The 17,210-nt window shown below is 69.7% G+C and carries 14 protein-coding genes and 1 pseudogene; 4 read left to right on the forward strand and 11 right to left on the reverse strand.

The window, feature by feature from the left end:
* Nucleotides 1-106 precede the first annotated feature (106 nt).
* Complete coding sequence (locus tag OH809_RS12115) at nucleotides 107-1,276, forward strand: trypsin-like serine peptidase (RefSeq protein WP_406422379.1); 1,170 nt, start codon at nucleotides 107-109, stop codon at nucleotides 1,274-1,276.
* A gap of 80 nt (nucleotides 1,277-1,356) precedes the next feature.
* Here OH809_RS12115 and OH809_RS12120 read toward each other — a convergent pair.
* The 7 genes and pseudogenes from OH809_RS12120 to miaA form a co-directional block, all read right to left on the reverse strand.
* A pseudogene (locus tag OH809_RS12120) lies at nucleotides 1,357-2,583 on the reverse strand (IS30 family transposase).
* An 86-nt stretch (nucleotides 2,584-2,669) separates the two neighbouring features.
* On the reverse strand, nucleotides 2,670-4,190 hold the full coding sequence (gene hflX, locus OH809_RS12125) for a GTPase HflX (RefSeq protein WP_406422378.1): 1,521 nt from the start codon (nucleotides 4,188-4,190) through the stop codon (nucleotides 2,670-2,672).
* A gap of 144 nt (nucleotides 4,191-4,334) precedes the next feature.
* Nucleotides 4,335-5,789 carry a M1 family metallopeptidase gene (locus tag OH809_RS12130; protein WP_406422377.1) on the reverse strand — a complete coding sequence of 485 codons (1,455 nt, stop codon included), beginning with the start codon at nucleotides 5,787-5,789 and terminating at the stop codon, nucleotides 4,335-4,337.
* A 99-nt stretch (nucleotides 5,790-5,888) separates the two neighbouring features.
* Nucleotides 5,889-8,045 (reverse strand): RelA/SpoT family protein, encoded by a 2,157-nt coding sequence (locus OH809_RS12135; RefSeq protein ID WP_406422376.1) that lies wholly within the window; start codon nucleotides 8,043-8,045, stop codon nucleotides 5,889-5,891.
* A gap of 142 nt (nucleotides 8,046-8,187) precedes the next feature.
* Complete coding sequence (gene dapF / locus OH809_RS12140; RefSeq protein ID WP_406422375.1) at nucleotides 8,188-9,060, reverse strand: diaminopimelate epimerase; 873 nt, start codon at nucleotides 9,058-9,060, stop codon at nucleotides 8,188-8,190.
* Nucleotides 9,061-9,162: 102 nt separating this feature from the next.
* Complete coding sequence (locus OH809_RS12145) at nucleotides 9,163-9,600, reverse strand: hypothetical protein (protein WP_406425235.1); 438 nt, start codon at nucleotides 9,598-9,600, stop codon at nucleotides 9,163-9,165.
* 107 nt (nucleotides 9,601-9,707) lie between these two features.
* Nucleotides 9,708-10,646 (reverse strand): tRNA (adenosine(37)-N6)-dimethylallyltransferase MiaA, encoded by a 939-nt coding sequence (gene miaA / locus OH809_RS12150; RefSeq protein ID WP_406422374.1) that lies wholly within the window; start codon nucleotides 10,644-10,646, stop codon nucleotides 9,708-9,710.
* 235 nt (nucleotides 10,647-10,881) lie between these two features.
* Between miaA and OH809_RS12155 the strand changes: the two genes are divergently transcribed.
* Nucleotides 10,882-11,124, forward strand: coding sequence for a hypothetical protein (locus OH809_RS12155; protein ID WP_406422373.1), 243 nt, complete (start codon nucleotides 10,882-10,884; stop codon nucleotides 11,122-11,124).
* Between the two features lie 22 nt (nucleotides 11,125-11,146).
* Complete coding sequence (locus OH809_RS12160) at nucleotides 11,147-11,386, forward strand: antitoxin (protein WP_406422372.1); 240 nt, start codon at nucleotides 11,147-11,149, stop codon at nucleotides 11,384-11,386.
* A 119-nt stretch (nucleotides 11,387-11,505) separates the two neighbouring features.
* Here OH809_RS12160 and OH809_RS12165 read toward each other — a convergent pair whose 3' ends face one another.
* Nucleotides 11,506-12,225, reverse strand: coding sequence for a class III extradiol dioxygenase subunit B-like domain-containing protein (locus OH809_RS12165; protein WP_406422371.1), 720 nt, complete (start codon nucleotides 12,223-12,225; stop codon nucleotides 11,506-11,508).
* Between the two features lie 112 nt (nucleotides 12,226-12,337).
* On the reverse strand, nucleotides 12,338-13,840 hold the full coding sequence (gene miaB / locus OH809_RS12170; RefSeq protein ID WP_406425233.1) for a tRNA (N6-isopentenyl adenosine(37)-C2)-methylthiotransferase MiaB: 1,503 nt from the start codon (nucleotides 13,838-13,840) through the stop codon (nucleotides 12,338-12,340).
* Nucleotides 13,841-13,938: 98 nt separating this feature from the next.
* On the opposite strand from miaB, the gene OH809_RS12175 reads away from it, so the two are divergent.
* Nucleotides 13,939-14,937 carry a TAXI family TRAP transporter solute-binding subunit gene (locus tag OH809_RS12175; protein WP_406515094.1) on the forward strand — a complete coding sequence of 333 codons (999 nt, stop codon included), beginning with the start codon at nucleotides 13,939-13,941 and terminating at the stop codon, nucleotides 14,935-14,937.
* Between the two features lie 43 nt (nucleotides 14,938-14,980).
* Here the strand turns inward: OH809_RS12175 and OH809_RS12180 are convergent, their stop codons facing one another.
* Together OH809_RS12180 and OH809_RS12185 are read right to left on the reverse strand one after the other, a co-directional pair.
* Entirely contained in the window at nucleotides 14,981-16,375 is a 1,395-nt protein-coding gene (locus OH809_RS12180) for an ATP-binding protein (protein WP_406515095.1), read from the reverse strand.
* 15 nt (nucleotides 16,376-16,390) lie between these two features.
* Entirely contained in the window at nucleotides 16,391-17,083 is a 693-nt protein-coding gene (locus tag OH809_RS12185; protein ID WP_406422368.1) for a response regulator transcription factor, read from the reverse strand.
* Between the last annotated feature and the right edge of the window lie 127 nt (nucleotides 17,084-17,210).

The following is a 17,210-nucleotide window of genomic DNA, read 5'->3' on the forward strand; positions in this document are numbered from 1 at the left end:
AAAGCATGCGTCGGACCGTCAGGGGGTGGGCCTGCATCTCGATGTAGGCATTGATGCGCGCATGACAAGTTCAGCATTTTCTGAGTGTTTCAGCGGGAAATTTTCCATGCGATCCATACGACCACTGCTCGTCGCGACCGGCCTCGTCGCCGCTCTCGTGCTGACGGCCACAGCATGTGGTCCGAGCCAGGACAAGGCGGCCGACAAGCCCGCCGCCGAGGCCGCCGGTGGCAACGACGTCGGCGGCGGCATATCCGCCGATCTGGCCGAAACGCTCAAGAAGCACGGCGTCGACCCGGAGAAGTGGAAGAACGGCGAGTGGAAGAACTGGGACAGGGACAAGTGGCTGCGTGAGGCCAAGGACTTCGTCAACCCGGTGATCGACGGGCTGTGGAAGCCCGAGCGGATGAAGTCCGCCAAGGACCCGGCGAAGACGATGGCGGCCAGTGACTTCTCCGGCGACCAGGGCGCCACGGACCCGGAGCCCGCGCCGGTCAAGGCAGAGCCCGAGGACCTGCCGTACCACGAGCACGCCGCCCCGGTCGGCAAGGTGTTCTTCGACTCCCCCGAGGGGTCCATGGTCTGCTCGGGCACGGTCGTCAAGGACCCGAAGAACCCGGGCAGGTCCAACCTGGTGTGGACGGCCGGGCACTGTGTCCACGCCGGCTCGAAGGGCGGCTGGTACCGCAACATCGTCTTCGTGCCCGCCTACAACGACAAGGGCAAGTCCGCCGCCGCGCTGGAGAACGCCCGGCCCGAGGAGATCGCCCCGTACGGCGCGTTCTGGGCCGACTGGGTCACGACCTCCGGTGAGTGGATCGCCAATGGCGGCCCCACCGGTGGCGAGGGCGCTCCGTACGACTACTCCGTGCTGCACGTGAAGCCGGAGAACGGCACCAAGTCGCTTGAGGAGACCGTGGGCAACGCCCTGCCGGTCAACTTCGACGCCCCCAAGCTCTCGCAGATCAGAGCCATGGGCGCCTGGGGCTACCCCGCCGCCGCCCCGTACGACGGTCTGATCATGCACAAGTGCATCGACCGTCCCGGCCGGCTCTCCATCAGCCCCAGCACCCCGACGATGTACCGCATCGGCTGCACCATGACCGGCGGTTCCTCCGGTGGCGGCTGGTTCAGTGAGGGCTCCGACGGCAAGTTGGCGCTCGTCTCCAACACCTCCATCGGCCCGGCGACTTCGGGCTGGCTCGCAGGCCCCCACCTGGGCCAGGGCGCGCAGGAAATCTTCACCATGATGAGCGACAAGTTCGTCGGCCAGTAGTCACGGTCCGGCTCACGCCCGAAGGTCCGCTCTCTCACGAGGCGCTTTCTAGGGGTCGTCGCAACACCTGGTCGTGTTGATCAGGCCGCGAGCAGTTTATGCAGGCGCTCGGCTGGGGTTTCCCAGCCGAGCGTTTTGCGTGGGCGGCCGTTGAGTTCGGTGGCGACGGCGGCCAGGTGCTCGCGGGTGTGGACGGACAGGTCGGTGCTCTTGGGGAAGTACTGCCGCAGCAGGCCGTTGGTGTTTTCGTTCGAACCGCGCTGCCAGGGGCTGGCCGGGTCGCAGAAGTAGACCGGGATGTCGGTCGCGACGGTGAACTCGCGGTGGCGTCCCATTTCGCTGCCCTGGTCCCAGGTCAGGGACCGCTTCAGATGGGCCGGCAGCGTCTGGACCGTCTCCACCAGGGCGTCGCGGACCAACTCGGTGCCCCGGCCATCGGGCAGATGCAGGAGCATCACGTAGCGGGTGGAGCGTTCGACGAGCGTGCCGATGGCGGAGGCGCCGTCCTTGCCGATGATCAGGTCGCCTTCCCAGTGGCCGGGCACGGCCCGGTCCTCGGCCTCCGCGGGCCGTTCGCTGATCATCACCATGGGGTCGCGGAAGCGGGGCTGGCGCTGCTGGGCCTGCCGTCGGGGCTTGCGCCGGGCCCGTCCGGTACGTAGTGCCTTGGCGAGTTCGCGGCGTAGTTCGCCCCGGCCCTGAATGTAGAGGGCCTGGTAGACGGTCTCATGGGCCACGTGCATCTCCGGCCGGTCGGGAAAGCGGGCGCGCAGGGCCTGGCAGATCTGCTCCGGGCTCCACCGTAGGTCCAGGCGGTCCTGGATGAAGGCACGCAGCTCGTGTTCTGGCCGATCTTCCCGGGCTTGGGACGGGGGCGGCGTGCATCGGCGCGGGCCTGGGCGGCGTGCGGGCGGTGGTTCCACTGCCCGCGGGTCCCCACGGCCCGGTTCCGGCGTATCTCCCTGCTGATGGTGGACGGGCTGCGGCCCCAGTTCAGCGGCGATCGCCCGGACCGTGGCCTTATCCCGCAAACGGTCGGCGATGTAGATCCGGTCGCCCTCGTACAGGTACCGGAACGCGCCAGAAGGCGGCACCGCCGGTCGAACCGGTGGTGCCGCCTTCTGCTTGCGGTCGGCACTGCGACCGTTACGCCATCGGCGCCCGGTCTTCGGATTGATGCCGCCGACCCGGCATGCCTCGTTGTTGCTCAGGCCCTGCTGCGTGAGCTGGAAGTATGCTTCCCGCTCACGCAGCAGCTTCTTACGTCCCTGAGCTACGGTCCGCGGCTCCCGGATTTTGAAGTCCATCGCATCCCCTGAACTGGGGTGGTGCGACGACCACTAGAACGGAAGCGACGAGGGGGCGGGCCTTCGGTCCGTACTGTGTCGTGCCGTCAGTGCGCCACAGGCACGAACGGCGCAAGTTCCGCGGCCAGTTCCTCGTGCACCCGCGCCTTGAGGAGAGTGCCCTCCGAGGTGTGTTCCTCGGAGATCACGTCGCCGTCGGCGTGCGCCCGGGAGATGAGTCCGCCGTGCGTGTACGGGACGAGTGCCTCGATCTCGACCGACGGCCGGGGCAGTTCGGCATCGATGAGCGCGAGCAGCTCGTCGATTCCGGCCCCGGTCCGCGCCGAGACGGCAATGGCGTACTTCTCGTTCCGCAGCAGACGCTGGAGGACCAGCGGGTCGGTCGCATCCGCCTTGTTGATCACCACGACCTCGGGCACGTCCAGCGCACCCACTTCGCGGATCACTTCGCGCACCGCGGCGAGCTGCTCCTCGGGAACCGGATGCGAGCCGTCCACCACGTGCAGGATCAGGTCGGACTCGCCGACCTCCTCCATGGTGGAGCGGAACGCCTCGACGAGGTGGTGCGGCAGATGCCGAACGAACCCGACGGTGTCGGCCAGCGTGTAGATCCGGCCGCTCGGCGTCTCGGCCCGGCGCACGGTCGGGTCGAGCGTGGCGAAGAGTGCGTTCTCCACCAGGACGCCCGCCCCGGTCAGCCGGTTGAGCAGCGACGACTTGCCTGCGTTGGTGTAACCGGCGATGGCGACCGAGGGCACCTTGTTGCGCTTGCGCTCCTGCCGCTTGATCTCGCGGCCGGTCTTCATCTCCGCGATCTCCCGGCGCATCTTCGCCATCTTCTCGCGGATCCGGCGCCGGTCCGTTTCGATCTTGGTCTCACCGGGACCACGGGTGGCCATGCCGCCACCGCCGCTGGAACCGCCGCCGCCCATCTGACGGGAGAGCGACTGTCCCCAACCGCGCAGGCGCGGCAGCATGTACTGCATCTGTGCCAGCGAGACCTGCGCCTTGCCCTCTCGGGACTTGGCGTGCTGGGCGAAGATGTCGAGGATCAGGGCGGTCCTGTCGACCACCTTGACCTTGACGACGTCCTCCAGATGGATCAGCTGGCCGGGGCTGAGCTCACCGTCGCAGACGACGGTGTCGGCTCCTGATTCGAGGACGATGTCACGCAGCTCCAGCGCCTTGCCCGAGCCGATGTAGGTGGCCGGGTCGGGCTTGTCGCGCCGCTGGAAGACCGCGTCCAAGACCTGAGCACCCGCCGTCTCGGCGAGAGCCGCCAGCTCCGCGAGGGAGTTCTCGGCGTCCTGCACGGTCCCCGAGGTCCAGACGCCGACCAGCACCACACGCTCCAGGCGCAGCTGTCGGTACTCGACCTCGGTGACGTCCTCAAGCTCTGTGGAGAGGCCCGCCACACGCCGCAGTGCCGCGCGCTCGGAGCGGTCGAACTGCTCGCCGTCCCGCTCTTCGTCGATCTCGTGGCTCCAGGCGACGTCCTCTTCCATCAGGGCGTTGGCCCGAAGGCTTTCGGTGAGGCTCTCGGTGACGTTCTCCGTGGCACTCTGCGCATTCTGCGCGTCCTGGGGAAGGGAAGAAGAGGAGGTCATTGGATCCTTACGTCGATAGAAGTCCGTTACGTCAGTCACAACGCGTGACCTGTCCGGAAGATTCCCGCTCGGGAGAATCTCCGGTCCGGCTGCCGCGGCGACCCGTCGATAGTGGCACGGCCCGGACGGCCCCGTCACCCGGGTTTACCGGTGTCCGGCGGGCTGCGTGCTGTGCCAGTCCGGGTGCCCGGGCATCGGCGGGGTCCTCTCGCTGTACAGCCAGCCGTCGAAGAATGCGGTCAGGTCGCGTCCCGCAATCTCTGACACCAGCCGGACGAAGTCCGCCGTGGTCGCGGTGGAGTCCCGGTGCGCCGTCACCCAGCGCCGTTCCAGCCGGTCGAAGGCACTCTTGCCGATCTCCTGTCGCAGCGCGTAGAGGACCAGCGCGCTGCCGTCGTACACCACGGGCCGGAAGAGGCTGATCTTCTGTCCCGGCGAGGGCGCGGCGGGACGGGCGGGCGGGCCTCCGACTGCGCGCCAGCTGTCGGACCGGTTGTAGGCGTCGCGCATCCGGTTGTCCAGCGACTTGTTGGCGTGTTCCTCCGCGTAGCGGGCCTCGTACCAGCTGGCATGTCCTTCGCTGAGCCAGAGATCGGACCAGGCCTGCGGGGAGACGCTGTCACCGAACCAGTGGTGGGCCAGCTCATGAACCATGATCGAGTCGACGTACCACTGGGGATATGCCTTGTTGGTGAACAGGGTCCGTTCGAAGAGTGTGAGTGTCTGGGTCTCCAGCTCGAAACCGGTCTCCGTATCGGCGACCAGCAGTCCGTACGTCTCGAAGGGGTACCGGCCGACCTGGCGCTCCATCCATTCCAGCTGTCCGGGCGTCTTCTTGAGCCAGGGCTCCAGGCGGGCGGCGTCCGCGGCCGGCACCACATCACGGACCGGCAGTCCGTGCGGCCCGGTCCGCTTCCGGACGGTCGAGTGCCCGATGGAGACCTGGGCCAGTTCGGTGGCCATGGGGTGCTCGGTCCGGTACGTCCAGGTGGTCGAGGCGCCGTGCCGGACCGTGCCGGCGGGCAGGCCGTTGGCCACCACCGTCAGGTCCTTGGGGGCGGTCACCCGGAAGGTGAAGTAGGCCTTGTCGGCGGGGTGGTCATTGCTGGGGAAGACCCGGTGCGCGGCGTCGGCCTGGTTGGCCATGGCCAGGCCGTCGGAGGTGCGCAGCCAGCCGCCGCTGTCCTGGTCGCCGCTGGGGTCGCTGGTGTGCCGGACGGTGATCCGGAGCGGCACTCCGGCGGGCAGCGTGCCGAGGGGTTCGACGACAAGGTCCTCGCCCGTGACGGCGAAGTCGGCGCGCAGGCCGTTGACCGCGACGGAACGGACGGTGCCGCGGGCGAAGTCGAGGTTGATCCGGTCCAGTGGCTCGGTGGTCCGCGCGTCGATTGTGGTGACGGTGTCCAGGGGTTTGCTGTTGCTGCCGTGGTAGGTGAATCCGATGTCGTACGAGAGGACGTCGTACCCCGGGTTGCCGAGGGTGGGGAAGAGTGAATCTCCGATGCCGAGCGGCACGGGTGAGGACAGGGTGGCGGCAACGAGGGTGGCCGATGCGGTGGCCAGCAGGGCGGCCCGCAGGCAGCGGGGGATGAACGGCATGGACTACGGCTATCAGCGACCCGCACCGGTACGGGCGCGGCACGCGCCACGCCACTCGAACGAGGTCGCCGGGGCAGCTGGGCGCCGCGGAGGACTGGTTCAGACGGCGGCGGCCGGGTGCTGGGCACGGTTCACGTCGTACACCCCCGGTACGTCCCGCATCGCGCGCATCAGTGCGGGCAGTCCGGCGGCGTCCGGGAGCTGCAGGGTGTAGGTGTGCCGAACACGTTGTTCGCTGGGCGGTTCCACGGTGGCGGAAATGATCGCCGCATCCGCCGACGCGATGGCCTCGGTGAGATCGGCGAGCAGCCCTGGCCGGCCGAAGGACTCGGCGACCAGGGTGACCCGGCATTCCGCCGCGTCGCCCCAGTCCACCGTGACGGGCGTCCGGCCCCCTGCCTGCATCCGGGCCACCCCGGGACACTCTCGCCGGTGCACGGTGACGACGCCGCCGCGCACGGTGAATCCGGTGACGTCATCGGGCGGTACGGGGGTGCAGCAGCCTGCGAGCCGTACGGTGGCGTCCGGCATGCCCACGACGACGACGGTCGCGGCGCGGCGTGCGGCCCGGTTGACTCCGGCGTCCGACAGGTCCGCCGGCTGCCGCTCGGGCCTGCGGCCCGCGGGCTGGCTGCCGTACGTCCCCTGGGCACCCTCCGGGTGGGCGTCGAGCCACCCGGTGATGGCGATGCGCGCGGCGGGCGTACGGGCGTGGTCGAGCCAGTCCGGTGAGGGGCCGGAGGCGGTGTCCTCGGCGAGCAGCAGCTGCACGGTGTCCCCGTCGCTGAGCACGGTGGAGAGCGTGGCGAGCCGGCCGTTGACCCGGGCCCCGATACAGCTGTGGGCCTCGTCGCCGTACTGCGCGTAGGCGGCGTCGACGCAACTGGCGCCGGCGGGGAGTCCGAGCGTGCCGCCATCGGTGCGGAAGACCGCGATCTCCCGGTCCTCGGCGAGGTCGGCGCGGAGGGTGGTCCAGAAGGTGTCCGGGTCGGTGGCGGACTGCTGCCAGGCGAGGAGCCGGGAGAGCCAGCCGGGCCGGGTCGGGTCGGCGCGCTCGCCGTCCGCGGGTTCGGCCTGCGGCAGCGCGGAGGTGCCGTCCGCGGTGTAGGGGTTGCCGAGGGCGATCACGCCCGCCTCGGCGACCTTGTGCATCCGATGAGTGCGGATGAGGACTTCCGCGACCGCGCCCTCCGCGCCCACGACAGCGGTGTGCAGCGACTGGTACAGGTTGAACTTGGGAGCCGCGATGAAATCCTTGAACTCGGAGATTACGGGGGTGAAGCAGGTGTGGAGCTCGCCGAGGACGGCATAGCAGTCGGCGTCCTCGCCGACGAGCACGAGCAGCCGCCCGAAGTCGGTGCCGCGCAGCTCTCCGCGTTTGTTCCTGACGCGGTGCACGGAGACGTAATGGCGGGGCCTGATGAGGACTTCTGCGGGGATGTCGGCGTCCCGCATCACGGTTCTGACGTTCTCGGCGATGGCGGAGAGGGGGTCGTCGGTGGCGCCCGGGGAGCCGGATTCCGGTGCCGAGGCCGCGGCGATCAGTGCCCGGGTGTGCGCGTACTCCTCGGGATGGAGAATCGCGAAGACAAGATCCTCCAGCTCGGTCTTGAGTGCCTGCACCCCGAGCCGTTCGGCGAGCGGGATCAGCACGTCGCGGGTGACCCTGGCGATCCTCGCCTGTTTCTCCGGGCGCATCACGCCGAGGGTGCGCATGTTGTGCAGCCGGTCGGCGAGCTTGATCGACATGACCCGGACGTCGTCCCCGGTGGCGACCAGCATCTTGCGGAACGTCTCGGGTTCGGCCGCCGCCCCGTAGTCGACCTTCTCCAGTTTGGTGACGCCGTCGACGAGGTAGCAGACCTCGTCGCCGAATTGTTCCCGCACCTGATCGAGGGTCACCTCGGTGTCCTCGACCGTGTCGTGGAGCAGCGAAGCGGTCAGTGTCGTGGTCTCGGCCCCGAGCTCGGCGAGGATCAGCGTGACCGCGAGCGGGTGCGTGATGTAGGGCTCGCCGCTCTTGCGCATCTGCCCCCGGTGGGAGGACTCTGCCAGGACGTAGGCCTTGTGGAGGATGCTGAGGTCGGCGTCCGGGTAGTGGGCCCGGTGGGCCTCGGCGACGTGGCCGATCGCGTCGGGCAGCCGGTCACGGGAGACCGGTCCGAGCACGGCGACGCGGCCGAGCCTGCGGAGATCGATCCGGGGACGGCCTCGTCTGCGGATGGGAGCACCTGGGTTGGTGGCCTCTGCGCTCATGGGGGCACCTCCGGCAAACGTCGACCGGCGGTGGGGAGGTGCGGACGCGCCTCCGGGCCGGTGCTTGATGCTACCGACCCCACCACGTGGCGGAGTCCCGCTCTCGCTCAGCGTGAAACGGATCACCCATTCGAGCGAAGCTCTAGCCGGTCACCGTTTCGAGCCAGGCCGGATCGATCTTGCCCTCGGCGACGATGACAGCGGCTCCGGTCATCTCGATCTCGCCGTCCGGCCGCTCGGTGACCGCAAGGGTGCCGCCGGGCAGATCGACTGTGTACGTGACCGGGGTACCGGTCTCGGCGGGGTCCGCGCCGTCCCTGCGGGCGGCGGCGACGGCCACGGCGCAGGCGCCGGTGCCACAGGAGCGGGTCTCGCCGGAACCGCGCTCGTGGACCCGCATCGCCACATGGCGCGGTCCGCGGTCCACGACGAACTCGATGTTGACGCCGTCGGGGTAGACGGCGGCAGGGCTGAACGGCGGTACGGAGAACAGCTTGCCCGCGTGTGTCAGGTCGTCGACGAAGGCCACCGCGTGCGGGTTGCCCATGTTCACGTTGCGCGCGGCCCAGCTGCGGCCGTCCACAGTGACCGTGACGCCGTCCTCGGGGAGCTGGGCGCGCCCCATGGAGACCGTGATGTCGCCGCCTTCGGCGAGGTGGACCTTCTTCACGCCGCCGCGGGTCGCGACCGCGAGGTCGCCCTCCTCGACAAGTCCGGCGTGCTGCAGATAGCGGGCGAAGACCCGCACGCCGTTGCCGCACATCTCAGCGATCGAGCCGTCGGCATTGCGGTAGTCCATGAACCACTCAGCATCGGCCGCCATGGTCCGCGCCTCGGGGTGTGCGGCGGACCGCACGACGTGCAGCAGCCCGTCACCGCCGATACCGGCCCGCCGGTCGCAGAGCCGGGCGACGACGGATGCGGGCAGGTCGACGGCGTTGTCCGGGTCGGGCACGATCACGAAGTCGTTCTCGGTGCCATGACCCTTGAGGAAGGCGATCTGCGAGGTGCTCACAGGGCAACTGTACGAGGCCGCGCCGAAGCGGACGAAGTCGGGCCGAACGGTGGACGGGGCGGCTGTGGACAGATGACGGGCGGGCCGGGCGCGAGCCCGGACTCAGCGCAGTCGCGCCACGCGCCAGATGGCCAGCGCGACCAGTGCGCCGCACACGGCCACGTACAGGGCGATCACACGCCAGTCGGGGCGCTCCCCCGAGCCCCGGGCCGGTAGGCCCGGCCAGGTGTGGCCGACACGGCGGGCGGCCATCATCCCCCAGCCCGCGGCGCAGCAGCTGATCAGCAGACCGAGCATGGCGACGACCGCGCCCCCGTCGCCGAACTCGAAGGCGAGCGGGAAGGCGAACATCAGAGAACCGACCGCGGCAAGCATGACGATCGGAGCGAGCTGCCAGATCCTCAGACGGCGCGCGGGCCGCAGCTCGACCTCGACCTCGGGGGTCACCTGGAGCTCGTCGGGCCCGTCAGGGCTGAGGCGTCCCGCCTCGTGCTGCGTGTCCGGTGCGTCTTGTTCTGTGTCGCGAGGGCCGGCCTCCATCGCCACGCGCCCTCCCAACTCGGACTCCACTGGTCGATCGATGCTCGATGATGGCACGCTCCTGGTCGCCTTAATGACGGGCAGGGCTTCCCGATGCCATCACGTGATCAGGCTGTAACCGCTCGTTCGACCAACGCCAGCGCCCGGTGCGGGAGTTCCCCCCGGTCCTCCGCGGCGCCGCTCAGCCAGTGGACGCGGGGGTCACGGCGGAACCAGGAGTCCTGACGCCGCGCGAAGCGTTTGGTGGCGCGGACCGTCTCGGCGCGCGCCTCGTCCTCCGTGCACTCCTTGGCCAGTGCGCCAAGCACCTGCTGATAGCCGAGCGCACGGGAGGCGGTGCGCCCCTCACGCAGACCGCGGGCCTCCAGAGTCCGCACCTCGTCCACGAGCCCTGCCTCCCACATCCGGTCGACCCGGAGGGCGATGCGTTCGTCGAGTTCGGGGCGGGCCACGTCGACGCCGATCTGCACCGCGTCGTAGACCGCTTCGTTACCCGGGAGGTTGGCCGTGAAGGGCTTCCCGGTGATCTCGATGACTTCGAGGGCCCGGACGATGCGGCGGCCGTTGCTCGGCAGGATGGCCCGGCCCGCCTCGGGGTCGGCGGCGGCGAGTCGGCCGTGCAACGCCCCTGAACCGTGCTCCGCCAGTTCCTGTTCCAGTCCGGCGCGTACGCCGGGGTCCGTGCCGGGGAATTCCAGTGCGTCGATCGCACCCTTCACGTACAGCCCGGAGCCGCCGACCAGAACCGGGGTCCGGCCCTCGGCGAGCAGCCGGTCGATCTCGGCTCGGGCCAGCCGCTGGTACTCGGCGACGCTGGCCGTCTCGGTGACGTCCCAGATGTCCAGCAGCCGGTGGGGTACGGATCCGCGCTCGGCGAGCGTCAGCTTCGCGGTGCCGATATCCATCCCCCGGTAGAGCTGCATGGAGTCGGCGTTGACCACTTCGCCACGGAGCTGCTGGGCCAGGAATACCCCCAGATCGGACTTTCCGGCTGCAGTGGGACCGACGACGGCGATGACCCGCGGTGCGGGAGATGGACTACTCACTGCCCCAGTCTCGCAAATGTCCAGCCCTCTCCCCGAACGGGTTACGTGACGGCACGAAGCCGGAGTCGTTTGCTGTTCCGAGGTTTTCGCGCGCCGGTTCGGACCGGCCCCCGTCCGGCAGGCGGTCGGATGACCGAAGCCCCGACGAGGGCTGACGGACGAGAGCCCGAGTGGCGCAATGAGACGCTCCGGGCGGCGCGGAATTTCGATCACACGAGTAAAATATGGAGCAAGTATGGGTGTTTTTTCATGGTTTCGCCGTTCCTCCTCCGGAGCGGTCGAGACGTCCGCCGAGGAAGCCGCCGCCGCGCCGACGGACGAGGCTTCCGAGGTCGCCGCGCCGGCCTGGTCCGGGGCGACGGCGGACGAATCGGTGACGTCCACCGGGTCGCAGTCCTCCGAGGGCGTGGAAATCCCGAAACAGCAGTCGCCCGACGAAGCGGCGGACAACGAGGCCGGAGACAACGCCCGCACATAGTCCCCAGCAGGGAAGGTGTCCGATGGGCTTCATGGACAGTCTGAAGGCCAAGCTGAGTCCGGCGAAGGACAAGGTCGGCGGCCTCGCGCAGCAGCACAGCGACAAGATCGACCATGGGATCGACAAGGCAGCACGGACGGTCGATCAAAAGACAAAGGGCAAGTACAGCGACAAGATCGAGTCCGGCTCGCAGAAGGCCAAGGATGCGATTGACCGTCTGTCCCACATGGGCGAGGGCGGTGCGCCACCACCGGCCTCCTGACCTCGGCACCTCGACCTGATCACGGTGGACGGCCGTGGAGCGGCATCGCTCCACGGCCGTCACGTGCGTGCCCCGTCCGGAAACTCTCCGAACCCGTCCGAGACCACCCGGATCCGGTCTCAGGACCAGGTGGCGACCATGTATCCGACGCCGTACGGAGCGTCCTCGTAGAGCAGCCGCCCGCTCAGCCCGGCCCCTTCCGCCGCGCCCGCCAGCACCTGCCACGGCGCCCGGCCCGCCGCCTTCAGTTCGTACGCCAGTGACTCGTCCAGCGCACTCAGCACGGCAAGGTCCGCGGCGCCCAGGGCCCGTGACACCTCCGTGTCGAACGAGAGTGCGCGCTCGTCCAGATAGCCGGGAGCCTTGACTGTGCGGCAGGCGCTGCCGTCGCCCATCACCAGCATGGCCACGCGGCGGGCCCTGGCCGCCAGCTCCCGTCCGGTGCTCGCGCAGCGCCCGGCTTCGAGCATCTCCCCCACGCCGAGACCCTCGATCGGCGCGTCCGCCCACTGCGCACGGGCAAGCAGCCACGCGCCGACGGAGAGGGATGGCGGAAGCGGGCGCTCCGCCGCAGCGCCGGGATCTCCTCCGAGCCCGAGCCGGACGTCGAGATCGACGCCGAAGCCCTTGAAAGAGCCCGGGGCCCCCTCGGGATGCGGCCCGCGGCCATCGGGATCCGCGGGCCCGATCACGATCAGCAGGTCGGGGCGGGCCGCGGCGAGCACGCCCAGGGCATCGATGCACGCGGTCCTCGCGGCCAGGAGCTCGGGCGCGGCTCCTGCGGCGACCTCGGGTACCAGCACGGGCGGACAGGGGCAGACAGCTGCGGCGACAAGCATGCTGGGCAGCGTACTGCGTCAGCCGATTCCGCCTGTTTCCCCCGTCCGTTCCGGCCACGGGTCCGCGACCCGGCGTACCGGCCGCGGCTCCGTGCCCTCTTCCCCTACGAGGTCAGTCGCACCCGCAGCCGGGAGCCGCCGCGGGCGGCAACGGCGCCGGGGCGCCGATGCCGGGCAGCCCGAGCATCACTCCGGCCGGCTTGGCGGCCTCCGCGACGGTGCGCTTCTCCCAGGCGTCCCCGGACCGGGTCCGCCTCACACCGAGCGGCGCGCCCTCGGCGAGCAGGTGGTGCGGGGCGGCGTAGGTGATCTCGACCGTCACCACATCGCCGGGGCGCACGTCCTCGTCCGGCTTGGTGAAGTGGACCAGGCGGTTGTCGGGAGCACGGCCGGAGAGACGGTGTGTGGCGCCGTCCTTACGGCCCTCGCCCTCAGCGACCATGATCTCCAGGGTGCGGCCGACCTGCTTCTTGTTCTCGTCCCAGGAGATCTCCTCCTGGAGGGCGGACAGGCGCATGTACCGCTCCTGGACGACCTCCTTCGGGATCTGCCCCTCCATGTCGGCAGCCGGGGTTCCGGGGCGCTTGGAGTACTGGAAGGTGAAGGCGTTGGCGAAGCGCGCCTGACGGACCGCGTGCATGGTCTGCTCGAAGTCCTCCTCCGTCTCGCCGGGGAAGCCCACGATGATGTCGGTGGAGATGGCGGCGTCCGGCATCGCGGCGCGCACTTTCTCGATGATGCCGAGGAACCGCTCCTGCCGGTACGAGCGCCGCATCGCCTTCAGGATCGTGTCGGAACCCGACTGCATCGGCATGTGCAGCTGCGGCATGACGTTCGGCGTCTCGGCCATCGCCGCGATCACGTCGTCGGTGAAGTCGCGGGGGTGCGGCGAGGTGAAGCGGACCCGCTCCAGGCCCTCGATCTTCCCGCAGGCGCGCAGCAGCTTGGAGAAGGCTTCTCGGTCGCCGATGTCGGAGCCGTACGCGTTCACGTTCTGGCCGAGCAGGGTGATCTCGGAGACTCCCTCGGCGACCAGTGCCTCGATCTCGGCCAGGATGTCGCCGGTGCGGCGGTCCTTCTCCTTGCCGCGCAGCGCCGGGACGATGCAGAAGGTGCAGGTGTTGTTGCAGCCGACGGAGATGGAGACCCACGCCGCGTAGGCGGACTCGCGACGGGTGGGGAGGGTGGAGGGGAAGGCCTCCAGGGATTCGGCGATCTCGATCTGCGCCTCCTCCTGGATACGGGCGCGCTCCAGAAGCACCGGCAGCTTGCCGATGTTGTGCGTACCGAAGACGACGTCGACCCACGGGGCCCGCCGGACGATCGTGTCGCGGTCCTTCTGCGCCAGACAGCCGCCGACCGCGATCTGCATCCCGGGCCGCTTCGTCTTCATCGGGGCAAGCCGGCCGAGATTGCCGTAGAGCTTGTTGTCCGCGTTCTCCCGCACCGCGCAGGTGTTGAAGACGACGACATCGGCGTCACCGTCGGCGCCCTCGGGCGCACGTACGTACCCCGCGCCCTCCAGCAGCCCCGACAGCCGCTCGGAGTCGTGGACGTTCATCTGGCACCCGTAGGTGCGCACCTCGTACGTTTTCAAACCCTCTACCTCGCTCATCTCGTCCACCAGGGTACGAGGTCGTACGGACACCCAGGGCCTCTCTTCCACAGGACCGGCCCTGGCCATCACGAGGAGTGAGCTGGCAGGATCGCGCCATGCTCCACGCACTGTCCCGTATCGGCCGTCGGCGCACCCTTCAGGGGGGCGCCGCCGTTGCCGTCGTTCTCGGGCTGCTGCTGTGGTGGGTGCTGCCGCTCGGGGATCCGCCGCCCAGCGGATCACTGACCTTCAGCACAGGGGTGCGCAGCGGGGTCTACCACCGCTACGGCGAGCGGCTCAGGGGAGCGCTCGCCAAGGACCTGCCCATGGTCTCGATACGGCTGCAGACCAGCGAAGGCTCCCAGCAGAACATCGAGCGGGTGGCGACCGGGAAGGCCGACTTCACCATCGCCACGACCGATGCCATCGCCACGTATCTACGGGACGGCAAGGCGGGGGCCGACCGGCTGCGCGGCTGTGTCCGGCTGTACGACGACTACATCCAGCTGGTGGTGCCCCGGGACTCGGACGTGCAGACGGTCTCGGATCTCGCCGGCAAGCGGGTCGGGGTGGGGCAGGAGGGTTCGGGCGTGCGGCTGGTCGCCGACCGGCTGATGACCGCCGCGGGTCTTGATCCGACGCACGGCATCACCCCGGTCCCGGCCGGGATCGACACGATGCCGACGCAGTTGCAGAACGGTCTTCTCGATGCCTTCTTCTGGTCCGGCGGGCTGCCGACCACCGCTGTGCAGGAGTTGTCGGACCGCTTCCCGATCAGGCTCGTACCCCTGGAGGCATCGCTGATCAAGCGGCTGCGGGCCGGGGGCGGCCCCACTCGCTACTACCGCTCGGCCGTGATGCCCGCTGACGCGTACCGCAGCGCCCAGCAGCGATCGGCCATCACGACGGTGGCCGTCGCCAACGTGCTGGTCACCACGGACCGCACGGACCCGGCGATGACCGAGGCGTTCACCCGGACGGTGATCGACAGCCGGGACCGCATCGGAAGCGAGGTGCATGCGGCGCAGTTGGTGGACCTGCGGACAGCGATCTACACCGATCCGCTGCAGCTGCACGACGGGGCCAGACGCTACTACCGGTCCGTCAAGCCCTGACGCACTCCGGCGGGGCTCGCCGTCGCGGCACCCGGTACCGGAGTCAGTCGCTCGGACCGTTGCGCGGAACCGCCACCGTCACCCGCAGTCCGTGCGGCTCGTGCGGGGCGTAGGAGACAGAGCCGCCGCCCGCGGCGAGCAGCGCGTGGGAGATGGAGAGCCCTAGACCGGACCCCTGCACGTTCTGGTGCTGGGCGCTGCGCCAGAACCGGTCGCCGATCCGCTCCAGCTCCTCATCGGTCAGCCCCGGGCCGCGGTCGGCCACGGCCACGGTGACGGTGTCACGGCCGGCGGCGACGGTGACACGGACCTCTTCACCGGCGGGGGTGAACTTGCACGCGTTGTCGATGACGGCGTCGAGGGCGCTGGAGAGCGCGATGGGGTCCGCCCAGGCTGTCACGGCGGATGCCCCGTCGGCCGTCAGCCGTACACCGTTCCCCTCCGCGAATGGGCGCCAGGAAGCCACCCGTTCCGCGGTGAGCGCGCCGATGTCGGTGAGCTGGAGGTCGGCCGCGGCATGCTCGGCCAGCGCCAGGTCCAGCAGGTCGTCCAAGACCTGCCCGAGGCGCTTTCCCTCCGTGCGGACGGAGGCGATCTCCTCGTTCCCCTCGGGGAGTTCGAGGGCGAGGAGCTCGATGCGCAGCAGCAGCGCGGCGAGGGGGTTGCGCAGTTGGTGCGAGGCGTCGGCGACGAAAGCGCGCTGCTGCTCCAGCACTTCCTCGACGTTGTCGGCCATCTCGTTGAACGAACGGGCCAGGCGTCTGAGTTCCGGCGGACCTCCCGATGCCACCACCCGGGACCGCATCCGGCCGCTGGCGATGTCGTGGGTCGCCGCGTCCAGGGTCTGGACGGGCAGCAGGACCCAGCCGGTGAGCCGGATCGCGGCACCGACGGCCACCAGCATCGCGACCACTTCGCCGGCTGCGATCAGCAGCCAGCCACGCAGCGTGTGGGTGCGCATCTCACCGGTGGGCGAGTCGAGGACGACGACGGCGACCACGTCGCCGTCCCGTACGACGGGCGAGGCGACGACGACCCGGCCACGCTGCCAGGGCCAGACCTGCGGCGGATCATGACTGCGGCGCCCGAGGAGCGCCTCCCTGAACGCCTCGCGGCCAGCCCCCTCGACAGGGAGCTGCCAGTCGGCCGGTGCTTTCGCCATGGCGGTGTCGTCGCGGTAGAAGACGCCGGCCCGGATTCCGTACACCGAGTCGTACATCTCCAGCTCCGACTGGAGCACGCGGCGCCGTTCGTCATTGCTCCCGGTCGGTTCCGTGACGAACTGGGCCAGTGCGGCGAAGCGCGCCGTGTCGTCGATGCGGTCGATCACGACGCCCTGCTGCTGGGCGGCGGCCACGCTGACGGCCAGCGGAAAGCCGAGCGCGAGCAGCACGGCCGCCATGAGGATGATGAGCAGGGGGAGGAGACGGGTACGCACCGGGGCCGTACGCCTTTACGCGGACGGGGCGACGAGCCGGTAGCCGACCCCGCGCACGGTCTCGATCAGTGCGGGCAGCCGCAGCTTGGAACGCAGGGACGCGACATGCACTTCGAGCGTGCGCCCCGTTCCCTCCCAACTCGTGCGCCACACCTCGCTGATGATCTGCTCCCGGCGGAACACCACACCGGGACGCTGGGCGAGGAGCGCGAGCAGATCGAACTCCTTGCGGGTGAGCTGGACTTCGGCGCCGTCGACACTGACCCTGCGGGTCGGGAGCTCGATGTGGACATGCCCCAGGCGCAGCGCCGCGACGGGCGTCGGCACCGTATCCTCGCCGGCCGACTTACGCCTGCTGACCGCGTGGATACGCGCGAGGAGTTCACCGGTGTCGTACGGCTTGACCACGTAGTCGTCCGCTCCGAGGTTCAGGCCATGGATCCTCGACCGGACATCGGCCCGCGCGGTCACCATGATCACGGGGATGGAACAGCGCTTGCGGATCTTCCCGCAGACCTCGTAACCGTCCTGGTCGGGCAGTCCGAGGTCGAGGAGCACGACGCCGAAGGGCTCCGTGTCCGCCGGCAGCAGGGCCTTCAGGGCCTCCTCGCCGCTGCGCGCGTGCACGACCTGGAAGCCGTGCCGGGCGAGCACCGCGGACAGGGCGGCCGCCACATGGTTGTCGTCCTCGACGAGCAGCAGTCTCATGGCCCCCCTTCCTCTCCGCTTTCGCTTCGTGGCGCGGTCTTCCCGCACTCCCCGGCGTCTGTCCATCTTCCCGGTACTTCCCCGTACCGAGGTGTTTCACGTCATCACGTACCAGGGCATCCACTCC

This window comes from Streptomyces sp. NBC_00873 (assembly GCF_045207415.1).
Lineage (GTDB): Bacteria > Actinomycetota > Actinomycetes > Streptomycetales > Streptomycetaceae > Streptomyces.